The sequence below is a fragment of the Streptomyces sp. NBC_01433 genome, from assembly GCF_026340105.1.
GTDB lineage: Bacteria > Actinomycetota > Actinomycetes > Streptomycetales > Streptomycetaceae > Streptomyces.
The window spans coordinates 1,252,320-1,264,943 of record NZ_JAPEPM010000001.1 but is presented as its reverse complement, the minus strand read 5'-3'; the positions used below and the strand labels follow the sequence as shown (position 1 = coordinate 1,264,943).

At 71.4% G+C, this 12,624-nt stretch carries 12 protein-coding genes; 7 read left to right on the top strand and 5 right to left on the bottom strand.

Features of this window, described 5'->3' with window-relative positions; all coding sequences use genetic code 11:
* Positions 1-153: 153 nt before the first annotated feature.
* Entirely contained in the window at positions 154-996 is an 843-nt protein-coding gene (locus OG413_RS05465; protein WP_266809910.1) for a hypothetical protein, read from the bottom strand.
* A 136-nt stretch (positions 997-1,132) separates the two neighbouring features.
* Here OG413_RS05465 and OG413_RS05460 point away from each other — a divergent pair, with 136 nt between their 5' ends.
* Together OG413_RS05460 and OG413_RS05455 are read left to right on the top strand one after the other, a co-directional pair.
* Positions 1,133-1,435, top strand: coding sequence for a hypothetical protein (locus OG413_RS05460; protein WP_266803280.1), 303 nt, complete (start codon positions 1,133-1,135; stop codon positions 1,433-1,435).
* Between the two features lie 5 nt (positions 1,436-1,440).
* The gene (locus tag OG413_RS05455) at positions 1,441-2,628 is read left to right on the top strand and encodes a glutathionylspermidine synthase family protein (protein WP_266803279.1); all 1,188 of its coding nucleotides are present in this window, start codon (positions 1,441-1,443) and stop codon (positions 2,626-2,628) included.
* A gap of 138 nt (positions 2,629-2,766) precedes the next feature.
* Here the strand turns inward: OG413_RS05455 and rocD are convergent, their stop codons facing one another.
* Complete coding sequence (gene rocD, locus OG413_RS05450; protein WP_266803278.1) at positions 2,767-3,972, bottom strand: ornithine--oxo-acid transaminase; 1,206 nt, start codon at positions 3,970-3,972, stop codon at positions 2,767-2,769.
* Between the two features lie 205 nt (positions 3,973-4,177).
* Between rocD and trpS the strand changes: the two genes are divergently transcribed.
* Together trpS and OG413_RS05440 are read left to right on the top strand one after the other, a co-directional pair.
* Positions 4,178-5,191, top strand: a complete 1,014-nt coding sequence (gene trpS / locus OG413_RS05445) for a tryptophan--tRNA ligase (protein ID WP_266803277.1) — start codon at positions 4,178-4,180, stop codon at positions 5,189-5,191.
* 90 nt (positions 5,192-5,281) lie between these two features.
* Entirely contained in the window at positions 5,282-5,872 is a 591-nt protein-coding gene (locus OG413_RS05440; RefSeq protein WP_073718248.1) for a 2'-5' RNA ligase family protein, read from the top strand.
* 59 nt (positions 5,873-5,931) lie between these two features.
* Here OG413_RS05440 and OG413_RS05435 read toward each other — a convergent pair whose 3' ends face one another.
* On the bottom strand, positions 5,932-6,756 hold the full coding sequence (locus OG413_RS05435; RefSeq protein WP_266803276.1) for an SDR family NAD(P)-dependent oxidoreductase: 825 nt from the start codon (positions 6,754-6,756) through the stop codon (positions 5,932-5,934).
* 97 nt (positions 6,757-6,853) lie between these two features.
* Positions 6,854-8,203 (bottom strand): FAD-binding oxidoreductase, encoded by a 1,350-nt coding sequence (locus OG413_RS05430; RefSeq protein ID WP_266803275.1) that lies wholly within the window; start codon positions 8,201-8,203, stop codon positions 6,854-6,856.
* Positions 8,204-8,334: 131 nt separating this feature from the next.
* Between OG413_RS05430 and OG413_RS05425 the strand changes: the two genes are divergently transcribed.
* A complete protein-coding gene (locus tag OG413_RS05425) occupies positions 8,335-9,318 on the top strand; it encodes a YihY/virulence factor BrkB family protein (RefSeq protein WP_266803274.1) in 984 nt (327 codons plus the stop codon).
* Here the strand turns inward: OG413_RS05425 and OG413_RS05420 are convergent.
* Positions 9,266-10,537, bottom strand: a complete 1,272-nt coding sequence (locus OG413_RS05420; protein WP_323137812.1) for a D-alanyl-D-alanine carboxypeptidase — start codon at positions 10,535-10,537, stop codon at positions 9,266-9,268. The genes OG413_RS05425 and OG413_RS05420 overlap by 53 nt on opposite strands.
* A 133-nt stretch (positions 10,538-10,670) precedes the next feature.
* Here OG413_RS05420 and OG413_RS05415 point away from each other — a divergent pair, with 133 nt between their 5' ends.
* On the top strand, positions 10,671-10,916 hold the full coding sequence (locus tag OG413_RS05415; RefSeq protein ID WP_266803272.1) for an SCO4848 family membrane protein: 246 nt from the start codon (positions 10,671-10,673) through the stop codon (positions 10,914-10,916).
* 66 nt (positions 10,917-10,982) lie between these two features.
* Positions 10,983-12,359 (top strand): metallophosphoesterase, encoded by a 1,377-nt coding sequence (locus tag OG413_RS05410; protein ID WP_266809908.1) that lies wholly within the window; start codon positions 10,983-10,985, stop codon positions 12,357-12,359.
* The last annotated feature ends 265 nt before the right edge of the window (positions 12,360-12,624 follow it).

Genomic DNA, 12,624 nt, shown 5'->3' with positions numbered 1-12,624 from the left:
TGCCGCGCCCGCCGGTCACACCGGCCCGCCCGCCGGTCACACCGGCCCGCGTGCCGCTCACACCGGCCCGCGTGCCGCTCACACCGGCCCGCGTGCCGCTCACACCGGCCCGCGTGCCGAACGCGCCGCGTATGCGCGCCGAACGCGCGCCGGTTACGTCGGGTCCGCCGCCCTGTCCACCGGCGCCTCGCCGAACCGGGCCAGGGCCAGCGCCCCCGCGACGGCCACCGCGAAGCCGGTGACGGCCAGCCAGCCCAGGCCGTTCCGGGTCTCGTCGCCGAGCCAGACGACGCCCACGAGCGCCGGTCCGATCGTCTCGCCGAGCACCATCCCGGCCGTCGCGGTGGTCACCGAACCGCGCTGCAGGGCCGACGTGAGCAGCAGGAACGCCGAGCCGCCGCCCAGCAGCAGGGCGTACGTCGCGGGGTTGGCCACCAACGCGCCCGGAGCCACGTCGTCGATCAGCCGGACCGCGACCTCGACCACCCCGAAACCGCACCCCGCCCCGAGCCCCAGCGCGAGCGCCCGGGGCCGCTCGGGGAGCCGTCCGGCCGCCGCGCCGACGAGCAGTACGCCGCACGCGATTCCCAGCATCGACCAGCGCAGCGCGGCCGAACCCGTCAGATGCCCCTCCGAGCCGGAGGCGAGCCCCAGCATGCCGAGCCCGGCGACCACCACACCGACCGCGCCCCATTCGGTGCCGGTCAGCCGGACGTCGAGGAGGCGGGCGGCCACCACGGCGGTGACGGCGAGGCTCGCGGCGAGCGCCGCACCCACCGCGTAGATCGGCAGCGAGCGCAACGCGATGATCTGGAAGACGAAACCGAGCCCGTCCAGGCCGAGTCCGGCGACGTAACGCCACTGCCGCAGCGCCCGCAGCAGCAGCGCCGGATCGACCCCCGCGTCGGAGCCGGGCCGTGCCGCGGCGCGGGCCGCGACGGCCTGAAGGACGGAGGCCGTACCGAAGCAGACCGCGGAACCGAGCGCGCAGATCATTCCAAAGAGCACATAGGGACTCTACTGGCGTGTGGTTGACCCACCGGGTTCCGGTCGAGTGGATCAGCCATCTAATCTGACGAGCGGTCTGATGGTGGGCCGAACAGGACACGGCAGGGCGACGGGGGAGCGGAACATGGCCAAGCGCCGCAGGCTGAGGTCGAGCACAGTGGTGCTCGGCGGCATGGGAGTGCTCGCGGCGACGATCACCTCCTGCGGTTCGGATCCGGACCGGCGGTGCGTCGACCCGCTGACCCAGGACACGCTGCCGAGTTACGAGTGCAGGGGCAGTGGAAGCAGCGGGGGGAGCGGTGGCAGTGGCAGCGGCTCGTACTACTACGGCGGCCGCACCGAGAACGGCAAGGCGACCGGCGGCAGCTTCGACAAGTCCGCGGTCGACCGGGGCGGCTTCGGCAGCTCCGGGACGGGCGGCGGCTGAACGTCATGCAGCGCCGCACCATCGAGCCGCGCCCCGGCTGGCAGGAGACCGTCGAGGAACAGGGCCTGGTCTACCCGCTCACCCGCTACCCGGACGGATCGCTGCGCCCCTACTGGGACGAGAGCGCCTACTACGCCTTCTCGCTTCCCGAGGTGGAGGCTCTCGAAGAGGTGGTCGAGGAACTGCACACGATGTGCCTGGCCGCGGCCGCGCACATCGTGGAGCGGGACCGGTTCGCCGATCTCGGCATCACCGACCGCCGACTGACCGCGCTGATCGCCGAGTCCTGGCGGCGCCGCGCCGAACTGCCCTCGCTGTACGGCCGGTTCGACCTGTGTTACGACGGTACGGGCCCGGCGAAGATGCTGGAGTACAACGCCGACACCCCGACGTCGCTGGTGGAGGCGGCCAGTCCGCAGTGGTTCTGGATGGAGGACCGTTTCCCCGGCGCGGACCAGTGGAACTCCCTCCACGAACGCCTTGTCGACGCCTGGAAGCGGCAGGCGCCCCTGCTGCCCCCGGGACCGCTGTACTTCGCCCACTCGGACGGTGACGAGCTCGGCGAGGACCTGATGACGGTCGCGTATCTGCGCGAGACCGCTCAGCAGGCCGGGATCGACACCGAGGCGCTGTCCGTCGAACAGATCGGCTGGGACCGGCTGGCCGGGCGCTTCGTCGACGAGCGGCTCCGCTTCATCCGGAGCTGCTTCAAGCTCTACCCCTGGGAGTGGCTGGCGACGGACCGCTTCGGACCGCATGTGCTGGACACCCTCGACAACGGCGGCGGCACCGGCACCACCTGCTGGATCGAGCCCGCCTGGAAGATGCTTCTCTCCAACAAGGCGCTGCTGGCCGTCCTGTGGGAGCTGTACCCGGGGCACCCCAACCTCCTGCCGTCCTACCTCGACGGTCCCCGCGAGCTGGCCGGGCCCGGCGGGGCGGGATACGTCTCCAAGCCCCTGCTCGGCCGCGAGGGTGCCGGGGTCGCCGTCCACGGGCCGGGAAGCGCGGCGGCGGTACGGGACGAGCCCTGCTGCTACCAGGAGCTCGCCCCGCTGCCCGACTTCGACGGCAACCGGGTCGTGCTGGGTGCCTGGGTCGTCGAGGACGAGGCCGCCGGGCTCGGCATCCGGGAATCGGCGGGGCCGGTCACGGACGAGTACGCCCGCTTCCTGCCCCACGTCATCCTCTGAGCGCTGTCCCGTGATCCCTGGCGGGCGCGCGACGACAGCGCCGGGCAACCCCGCCCCCGACGGATCGCGGCCCGGGACACTCACGCTCAGGTGCTCGGCCGCTCACACCGAGTCGCTCAGTCGCTCACGCTCAGTCGCTCACGCGCTCAGGACCGCCCGGAGCTGTTCCAGGCCCCAGTCCAGATCCTCCTTGCTGATCACCAGCGGCGGCGCGATCCGAATCGTCGAGCCGTGGGTGTCCTTGACCAGCACCCCGCGCTCCATCAGCCGCTCGGAGATCTCCCGGCCGGTGCCCAGGGCCGGGGCGATGTCGATGCCGGCCCACAGGCCGCGCCCCCGGACGGCCTCCACCGCGCCGCCGCCCACGAGCAGCCCCAGCTCCCGGTGGAGGTGGTCGCCCAGCTCCGCCGCCCGCTGCTGGAACTCGCCCGTCCGCAGCATCGCGATCACCTCCAGCGCGACCGCGCACGCCAGCGGATTCCCGCCGAACGTCGAGCCGTGCTCACCGGGCCGGAACACGCCCAGCACCGCCGCCGACGAGACCACCGCCGACACCGGCACGACCCCGCCGCCCAGGGCCTTGCCGAGCAGATACATGTCGGGCACCACGCCCTCGTGCTCACAGGCGAACGTCTTCCCGGTCCGGCCCAGGCCCGACTGGATCTCATCCGCGATGAACAGCACATTCCGCTCGCGCGTCAGCTCCCGCACCCCGGGGAGATAGCCGGACGGCGGCACCAGCACCCCGGCCTCACCCTGGATGGGCTCCAGCAGCACCGCCACGGTGTTCTCCGTCATCGCGGCACGGAGCGCGGTCAGATCCCCGTACGGCACGATCTCGAACCCCGGGGTGTACGGGCCGTAGTCGTCCCGTGCCTCGTGGTCCGTGGAGAAGCTGACGATCGTGGTCGTCCTGCCGTGGAAGTTCTCCGCCGCGACGATGATCTTCGCCATGCCGTCCGGGACGCCCTTGACCCGGTAGCCCCACTTGCGGGCCGTCTTCACCGCGGTCTCCACCGCCTCGGCGCCCGTGTTCATGGGCAGGACCATCTCCATGCCGCACAACTCGGCGAGCCCCGTACAGAACTCGGCGAACCGGTCGTGGTGGAACGCCCTGGAGGTGAGGGTCACCCGCTCCAGCTGCGCCTTGGCCGCCTCGATCAGGCGGCGGTTGCCGTGGCCGAAGTTCAGCGCCGAGTATCCGGCGAGCATGTCCAGATAACGGCGCCCCTCGACATCGGTCATCCAGGCACCGTCCGCCGAGGCGACGACGACCGGCAACGGGTGGTAGTTGTGCGCGCTGTGCGCCTCGGCGGAGGCGATGGCAGTTTCCGTGATCGACACGGGATCTCCGTTCGTCGTGCGGCGTGGGCGGGGGGTGGTGCCCACTTTGTATCGTCGGTTCGATCCGGCGCGAGGAAACCTTCACAGCGCGGCGCGCCCCCGCGCGGACCGCGCCGTGCCCCGCGTACAGCGTGCGCGGGGCGCGCCGAATTGCGCCGTACACCGGCTGCCGGGGAACGGTTGTGTACCTGAGACAATGGGTTCCATGGCCTCTGATGTTCCTCGCGTGCTCTCCGGAATCCAGCCCACCGCAGGCTCGTTCCACCTCGGCAACTACCTCGGTGCCGTTCGCCAGTGGGTGGCGCTGCAGGAGTCCCACGACGCCTTTTACATGATCGTGGACCTGCACGCGATCACCGTTCCGCAGGACCCCGCGGAGCTGCGCGCGAACACCCGGCTCGCGGCCGCCCAGCTGCTCGCGGCCGGTCTGGACCCCGAGCGCTGCACGCTCTTCGTGCAGAGCCACGTCCCGGAGCACGCGCAGCTCGGCTGGATCATGAACTGCCTCACCGGCTTCGGCGAGGCGTCCCGGATGACGCAGTTCAAGGACAAGTCCGCCAAGCAGGGTGCCGACCGGGCGACCGTGGGCCTTTTCACCTACCCGGTTCTCCAGGTCGCGGACATCCTGCTCTACCAGGCCGACCAGGTCCCGGTCGGTGAGGACCAGCGCCAGCACATCGAGCTCACCCGGGACCTCGCCGAGCGGTTCAACGGCCGGTTCGGGCAGACGTTCACCATTCCGGCGCCGTACATCCTCAAGGAGACGGGGAAGATCTACGACTTCCAGGACCCGTCGGTCAAGATGAGCAAGTCGGCATCCACGCCGAAGGGCCTCATCAACCTGCTGGACGATCCGAAGATCACGGCGAAGAAGGTCAAGAGCGCCGTCACCGACACCGACACGGTCATCCGTTTCGACCCGGAGAACAAGCCGGGCGTCAGCAACCTCCTGAGCGTCTACTCCACCCTCACCGGAACCGGAATCGCGGATCTGGAGCAGAAGTACGAGGGCAAGGGCTACGGTGCGCTCAAGACCGACCTCGCCGAGGTCATGGTGGAGTTCGTCACCCCGTTCCGGAGCCGTACGCAGGAATATCTGGACGACCCGGAGACGCTGGACTCCCTCCTGGCCAAGGGCGCGGAGAAGGCCAGGACCGTCGCCGCGGAGACCCTGGCACAGACGTACGACCGCATGGGCCTTCTGCCCGCCAAGCACTGAGCCCAACGGCCCTGGCGAGATCGGGGCCGCAGACGGCACACTTGCGGCGGCAGATCCGGAAAACGACCATCGACGATTGAGGAGAACGACGTGGGGACCGTAACGCTTGGCGTTTCGATCGCGGTCCCGGAGCCCTACGGCAGCCTGCTCCAGGAGCGGCGCGCGAGCTTCGGGGACCCTGCCGCGTACGGCATTCCCACCCACGTCACCCTGCTCCCGCCGACCGAGGCGCAGGCGGCCGACCTGCCCGCGGTCGAGGCGCATCTCGCCCGGATCGCCACGGCCGGCCGCCCCTTCCCGATGAGGCTGTACGGCACCGGGACCTTCCGGCCGCTCTCGCCGGTCGTCTTCGTCCAGGTGGTCGAGGGCGCCTCGGCCTGCTCCTGGCTGCAGAAGCGGGTCCGGGACGCATCGGGGCCGCTGGTGCGCGAGCTCCAGTTCCCGTACCACCCGCATGTCACCGTGGCGCACGGCATCTCCGAGGAGGCGATGGACCGGGCGTACGCGGAGCTCTCCTCGTACGAGGCGGCCTGGACCTGCGGTTCCTTCGCGCTCTACGAACAGGGCGCGGACGCGGTCTGGCGCAAGATCAACGAGTTCCCGTTCGGGGGCGGGGGCGGCGCGCCCGCCGTCCCCGCACAGGGCGGCTCCTCCGTCGACGAGCCGTCGCTGCGCTCCTGACCCGGGCCCCGGGTTCCCGGCCCGCTGCCCCGCCCTCGCCCCGCCCCCGGGCCCCCGCGCTACACCGGCAGGCGTCGGAACAGCGGGCGCGGCACGTGGCGCAGTGCCGACATCACCACCCGTAGCGACCCCGGTACCCACACCGTCTCCGTACGCCGCCGCAGTCCGGTCACGATCGCGGCCGCGACCGCTTCCGGTGTCGTCGTGAACGGCTGATCCGCCGCCTGCGCGGCCTGCGCCGTCCGGCTGTCGCGGACGGCTCCTGGGCGGGCTGCTGAAGGGCGTACCGCTGAGGGGTGTACGGCTGCGGGGCGGACCGCTCCGGGGCGTACGACCATCACCTGCACCCCGGTGCCGTGCAGCGCGTCGCCCAGCCCCTGCGCGAACGCGTCCAGGCCCGCCTTGCTCGACCCGTAGATGAAGTCCGCGCGCCGGGCGCGCTCACCGGACACGGAGGAGAGCACGACCAGCGATCCATGGCCCTGCGCCTGGAGCGCGCCCGCGCACACCAGCCCTGCGGAGACCGCTCCGGTGTAGTTGGTCTGGGCGACCCGGACCGCGGAGAGCGGCTCCTCCTCGTCGCGTGCCTGGTCGCCGAGGATGCCGAACGCCATCAGCACCACGTCGATGTCGCCCTCCGCGAAGACCTTGCCGAGCGCCTCCTCGTGGGACGCGGGGTCGAGGGCGTCGAAGGTGACGGTACGGACCTCGGCGCCCCGTTCACGCAGGCCGGCGGCGGCCGCCTCCAGGGCGGGGGAGGGGCGACCGGCCAGCCACACCGTGCGGGTGCGCAGCGCGATCAGCCGGCGGGCGGTGGCCAGGGCGATCTCCGAGGTGCCACCGAGGACGAGCAGGGACTGCGGGGCACCGAAGGCGTCCTTCACGAAAACACTCCTAGCGGGGAACGGGCGGGGGTCACGGATGCCGGGCGGGGTTCAGGGGCAGGGATGCCGGGCGGTGGCCAGGGCTGTCGGGCGGGGTTCAGAGCGAGAGACGGCGGGACAGGTCGGACCGGAACGCTCCACCCGGGTCCAGCTCCTCCCGCAGCGCCCGGAACCCGGCCAGCCGCGGATACATCGCGGCCAGCGCCCCGGGCCGCATCCGGGAGTCCTTCGCCAGGCAGACCCGGCCGCCGGCCGCCGCCACCTCCTCGTCGACCCCGTCCAGGAACCGCCCCAGACCGGGCAGACCGGCGGGCAGGTCGAGCGCGAGGGACCAGCCGGGCACCGGGAACGACAGCCAGCCCGGGTCGGCGTCGCCGAACCGTTTGAGCACGGCGAGGAACGAGGGGAAGCGGCGCCGCGAGATCCGCTCCACCACCCGGCGCAGCACCTCCTCCTGCCCGTACCCGACGACGAACTGGTAGTGCACGAAGCCGCCGCGCCCGTGCAGCCGGTTCCAGTGCGGTACGCCGTCCAGGGCGTGGAAGAACGTGGAGATCCGCTGGAGCTCACCGGTGCGGGACCTGGGGGCGCCGCGGTAGCGCAGCTCGTTGAACAGGGCGGCGGAGGTCCGGCCGAGCAGCCCTTCCGGGACGAAGGCGGGGACGGCGGGCAGCTGCCCCGGACGGAACACGAGCGGTGTGCGCCGGGCGCGCGCCGGGAGCGCATGGAGGGGCGCGTGCGACCCCCGGGTGAGTACGCCGCGTCCAGTCGCCCTGCCCCGCGCCAGCAGATCGATCCAGGCGGACGCGTAGCGGTGCTGGTCACCGGTCGCCGTGAACCGGGCCAGCAGGTCGTCCAGATCTCCCGCCCGCTGCGTGTCGACCGACATCAGCGAGGTGGCGACCGGCTGGAACCGGAGCGTGGCGGCGAGGACGACACCGGTCAGTCCCAGGCCGCCGGTGGTCGCGTCGAAGAGATCGGTGCCGGGCAGCACCGTACGCACCTCGCCGTCCGCGGTGAGCAGTTCCAGCGCGCTCACATGCCGGGAGAAGGAACCGGAGAGGCGGTGGTCGCGGCCGTGGACGTCGGAGCCGATCGCGCCGCCGACGGTGACCTGGCCGGTCGAGGGCGTGACCGGCACGAACCGGCCGAGCGGCAGCAGTACCTCCATCAGCCGGCGCAGGCTCACCCCCGCGTCGCAGACCACGGTGCCGGTACGCGTGTCGACGCTGTGGATCCGGTTCAGCGCGGTCATGTCGAGGACGGAGCCGCCCGCGTTCTGGGCCGCGTCGCCGTGGGAGCGGCCGAGCCCGCGGGCGAGGGCGCCACGGGGGCCGCGGCCGCGTACGGCGGCGGCGGCTTCTTCGTGGCTGCGAGGGCGGAACCGCAGCGCGGTCGTCGGGGCGGTGCGGCCCCAGCCGGTCAAGGACACCGTGTCGACGGACATGGTCGTGACCGTATCGCCAGAGAAAACCCCTTTTGGGCATTTGTTACGGTACTCACCGGAATGGGTGATTGATTGGATGTCAGGGGGCAGCCGACACCGGTTCTTCGGGGCCGGGAGGGTACGCGTACGTCATGGACTGGCTGAAAAAACTCCCCGTCGTCGGGCCGCTCTTCTCCCGGCTGATGGAGACACACGCCTGGCGCTCGTACGAGACGCTGGACCGGGTCCACTGGGCCAGGCTCGCCGCGGCCATCACCTTCATCAGCTTCCTCGCGCTCTTCCCGCTGATCGCGGTCGGCGCGGCGATCGGTGCCGCGCTGCTCTCCGACAAGCAGCTGGACAAGATCGAGGGCAAGATCACCGAGCAGGTGCCGGGCATCTCCGACCAGCTGGGCATCGACAATCTGGTGGCCCACGCGGGCACGGTCGGCGTGGTGGCCGGTGCGCTGCTGCTCTTCACCGGCATCGGCTGGGTCGGCTCCCTGCGGGACTGCCTGCGCGCGGTCTGGGAGGTGGACGACGCGGAGGAGGGCAACCCGGTCGTCCGCAAGCTCAAGGACGCGGGGCTGCTGCTGGGGCTCGGCGGCGCGGCACTCGCGACGCTGGCGGCCTCCGCGGTCGGTTCGACGGCCGTCGGCTGGACCGCCGATCAGCTGGGCATCCCCGACCACGGCGCGGGCGGCGTGCTGTTGCAGGTGGCAGCCCTGGTGGTGGCGGTGGTCGCCGACTTCCTGCTGCTGCTCTATCTGCTGACGCTGCTGCCCGGCGTGGAGCCGCCGAGGCGCCGGCTGATGGTCGCCGGACTGCTCGGTGCGATCGGCTTCGAACTGCTCAAGCTGCTGCTCGGCGGCTATATGAAGGGCGTGGCCTCGAAGAGCATGTACGGCGCGTTCGGCGTGCCCGTCGCCCTGCTCCTGTGGATCAACTTCACCGCGAAACTGCTGCTGTTCTGCGCCGCCTGGACGGCGACGCGGAGCAGAAGCGAGCAGATCGCAGAAGCCGGAGAAGCCGGAGAAGCCGACGGGGACCGGGAGAAGCGGGGAGGCGCGGAACGGAAGGCGGTCAGCGACGGGGGAAGCGACGGACCAGGTCGGGCAGCGGCCAGCGCCGGTTGACCAGGAACACCCCGGCCGCCAGCGCCAGCAGCAGCCCGCCGACGATCGCCAGGGCGATCCCGACCCCGCTGGAACCCTCGGTGGAGGCGGCCGCCTTCGCCGCCTCCGCTGCCTTCGCCGCCTTCGCGGCGTCCTGCTCGGACTTGTGCGACCCGGAGGCCGGCTGCGCACCCTTCCCGCTCCCGGTCTCCGCGGACTTCGGCGGTACCAGCTCGCCGACCGGCGTCACCTTGCCGCTCGCGGCGAAGCCCCAGTCGAGCAGGCTCGCGGCCTCCTTGTAGACGGCGTGGCTCTCGTCCGACGACGGGTTCATGACGGTGACCAGCAGTACCCTGCCGTTGCGCTCGGCGACCCCGGTGAAGGTGTTGCCCGCGTGGGTCGTGTAGCCGTTCTTGACGCCCGCGATGCCCTTGTACGGGTCCACGCCGATGTCCCCGGTGATCAGCCGGTTGGTGTTCTGGATCTCGAAGCTCTCGCGCTTCCCGCCCTTCGTCTCCTCGCCGGGGAAGTCGGCGCTGGCCGTCGCGCAGTACTCGCGGAAGTCCTTCTTCTGCAGCCCGCTGCGGGCGAACAGCGTGAGGTCGTACGCGCTGGAGACCTGGTTCGGCGCGTCGTACCCGTCCGGCGAGACCACCGTCGTGTCGAGCGCCTGCAACTCCTCGGCGTGGCTCTGCATCGCCGCGACGGTCTTGGGCACGCCGCCGAACATCGAGGCCAGTACATGCACCGCGTCGTTGCCCGAGCGCAGGAACACCCCGAGCCACAGGTCATGGACCGTGTACGTCTGGTCCTCCTTGACGCCCACCAGGCTGCTGCCCGCGCCGACATCGGCCAGCTCCTCGTCCGTCACCGTGTGACTGAGGGACTTCGGCTGGAGCGCCGGAAGGACCGTGTCCGCGAAGAGCATCTTCAGGGTGGAGGCGGGCGGCAGCCGCCAGTGGGAGTTGTGCGCCGCCAGCACCTGGCCGTTCTCCGCGTCCGCGACGATCCACGACCGGCCGGTGAGGTCCTTGGGCAGAACCGGGGCGCCCGTCCCGAGATTGACCTGCGTACCGACCTTGGCGAGCTGCTCCCCGCCGACGCTCGACATCGGGTGTGTCGGCTTCGGCTGTTTGTCGTCGGTCTTGTCCTTGTCCGCCGCCGACGCGGGACTAAGAACAAAACCGGTCAGCAATGCGGCGGAGAGGACCGTCAACACGGTCTTTTTCAGAGCAGGCACGGTCGAAAACGTACAGGGCGAAGATGTGGATGGGGACCCGGACCGCCGGACCCGCCGCAGGTTCCGCCGGGACAGCCCCCCTCGGGCCCCACCCCGGGCGACCCGGCCGGAGGGCGGCGGAGATACTGAATCCATGAAGCTCAGCCGCCCCGTCTCCTGGTTCCTGCTCGCGTTCGGGGTGTGGAGCTGGTTCATCTGGATCACTTTCGTCAAGAACCTGTGGAAGGACGGCAGCGGGCTCGCGTTCGACGACGCGGGCGACCCGACCACGTACTTCTGGGTACACCTGCTGCTCGCCATCACGTCCTTTCTTCTGGGGACGGCGGTTGGGGTGATCGGGTTCCGTGGTGTCAGGGCTTTGCGCGACGAGCGCGCCTGATCATCCGTACGCGGACCGGCGCACGGGCCGGTCCGAGGAGATGTATGTGGGGGAACACACGTGGCAGTGGTCTTCGTCCTGGTGGCGCTCGCGGTTCTGGCGCTGCTCGCCGCCGTGCACCGCTATGTGTGGCGTCGCTTCGTCGGTGACACGACTGCGCGGGGCAGCGCGATGCGCGGGGCGGGCACGGCCGCCGCGTTCGTCCTGCCCCTGCTGAGTGTCGGCGCGCTGGTCTCCGGCCGCGTGGGCGCGCCCTTCTGGCTCCAGCAGGTTCTGGCCTGGCCGGGCTATCTGTGGCTGGCCGCACTCCTGTATCTGACGCTGGCTCTGCTCGTCGGTGAGGCTGTACGCCCGGTCCTGCGCCGAGCGCTCGCCCGCCGGGACCGCGGGGCGACCGCGGAGAAGAGCGATGAGGAAAGCGCGGAGAGGAACGCGGAGGAGAACACCTTCCCGCGTACCGGGGCCCTGGCCCTGGCCGGAGCCCCGGCCGACTCGCCCGCGCCCCCGGCCGATGGGAGACCCGAGCACGAGCCTCCGCAAGCCACCGCGACCCCGGAAGGCGTCGAGCCCCCGGAAGAGGCCGAGCCCCCGCAAGCCGCCGCCCCGCCCGCGACCGGCCCCTCGCGGCGGCTGTTCGTCGCCAGGGCCGTCGGCGGTGCGGCGGCCGTCGCCGGGCTCGGCACCGTCGGATACGGCACGTACGGTGTGCTGCGCGGCCCCCGCACCAAGCGGATCACCGTGCCGCTCGCCAAGCTGCCCCGCTCGGCGCACGGCTACCGGATCGCCGTCGTCAGCGATGTCCACCTCGGCCCGATCCTCGGCCGCGCCCACACGATGCGCATCGTCGACGCGGTCAACGCGACCCGGCCCGATCTGGTCGCCGTCGTCGGTGACCTGGTCGACGGGTCCGTCGCCGACCTGGGCACGGCCGCGGAGCCGCTGGCCCGGCTCGAAGCGCGGCACGGCAGCTACTTCGTCACCGGCAACCACGAGTACTTCTCCGGCGCCGCCCAGTGGGTCGACCATGTGCGCGAGCTGGGTCTGCACCCGCTGGAGAACGCCCGGGTCGAGTTCGACGGCTTCGACCTCGCCGGGGTCAACGACATCGCCGGGGAGAGCGAGGGCCAGGGCCCCGACTTCGTACGGGCGCTCGGTGACCGGGACCGGGCCCGCGCCGCCGTTCTCCTCGCGCACCAGCCGGTCGTGATCCATGACGCCGTCGAGCACGGCGTCGACCTCCAGCTCTCCGGCCACACCCACGGGGGTCAGCTCTGGCCCGGCAGCCTCATCGCGGGGCTGGCCAACCCCACCGTCGCCGGGCTCGAACGCTACGGCGACACCCAGCTCTACGTCTCACGCGGCGCCGGGGCCTGGGGCCCGCCCGTGCGGGTCGGGGCGGCCTCCGACATCACCGTCGTGGAACTCGCCTCCCGGCAGGCATAGGGGCTGCCCCATGACCGGAACGGGCTCTAGCACGATCCGCGCCGGCCGTCGGCGTTCTCCTGGAATCCGCACCGAAGCGTCACGGTCTGCTACGAAAAACTGCAGGTGGGAGGCCGTAAGCTGCCTTTTCGGGCACCCTATGTTTCAAGCAGCGAACAAATCCCTGTGAGTGCCTCATTTACTCTTCCAGTTGTGAAAATCGTGTGATTGGGTGAGCGCGAGCATGCGGCAATGTGCGTGTCTGAGCGCAATGCCGAGGTGGGGC

What these genes read in the sequence shown, in the direction of transcription:
- OG413_RS05465 (WP_266809910.1), bottom strand. Translation starts at nt 996, where the DNA reads ATGATCTGCGCGCTCGGTTCCGCGGTCTGCTTCGGTACGGCCTCCGTC.
- OG413_RS05460 (WP_266803280.1), top strand. Translation starts at nt 1,133, where the DNA reads ATGGCCAAGCGCCGCAGGCTGAGGTCGAGCACAGTGGTGCTCGGCGGC.
- OG413_RS05455 (WP_266803279.1), top strand. Translation starts at nt 1,441, where the DNA reads ATGCAGCGCCGCACCATCGAGCCGCGCCCCGGCTGGCAGGAGACCGTC.
- trpS (WP_266803277.1), top strand. Translation starts at nt 4,178, where the DNA reads ATGGCCTCTGATGTTCCTCGCGTGCTCTCCGGAATCCAGCCCACCGCA.
- OG413_RS05430 (WP_266803275.1), bottom strand. Translation starts at nt 8,203, where the DNA reads ATGTCCGTCGACACGGTGTCCTTGACCGGCTGGGGCCGCACCGCCCCG.
- OG413_RS05425 (WP_266803274.1), top strand. Translation starts at nt 8,335, where the DNA reads ATGGACTGGCTGAAAAAACTCCCCGTCGTCGGGCCGCTCTTCTCCCGG.
- OG413_RS05415 (WP_266803272.1), top strand. Translation starts at nt 10,671, where the DNA reads ATGAAGCTCAGCCGCCCCGTCTCCTGGTTCCTGCTCGCGTTCGGGGTG.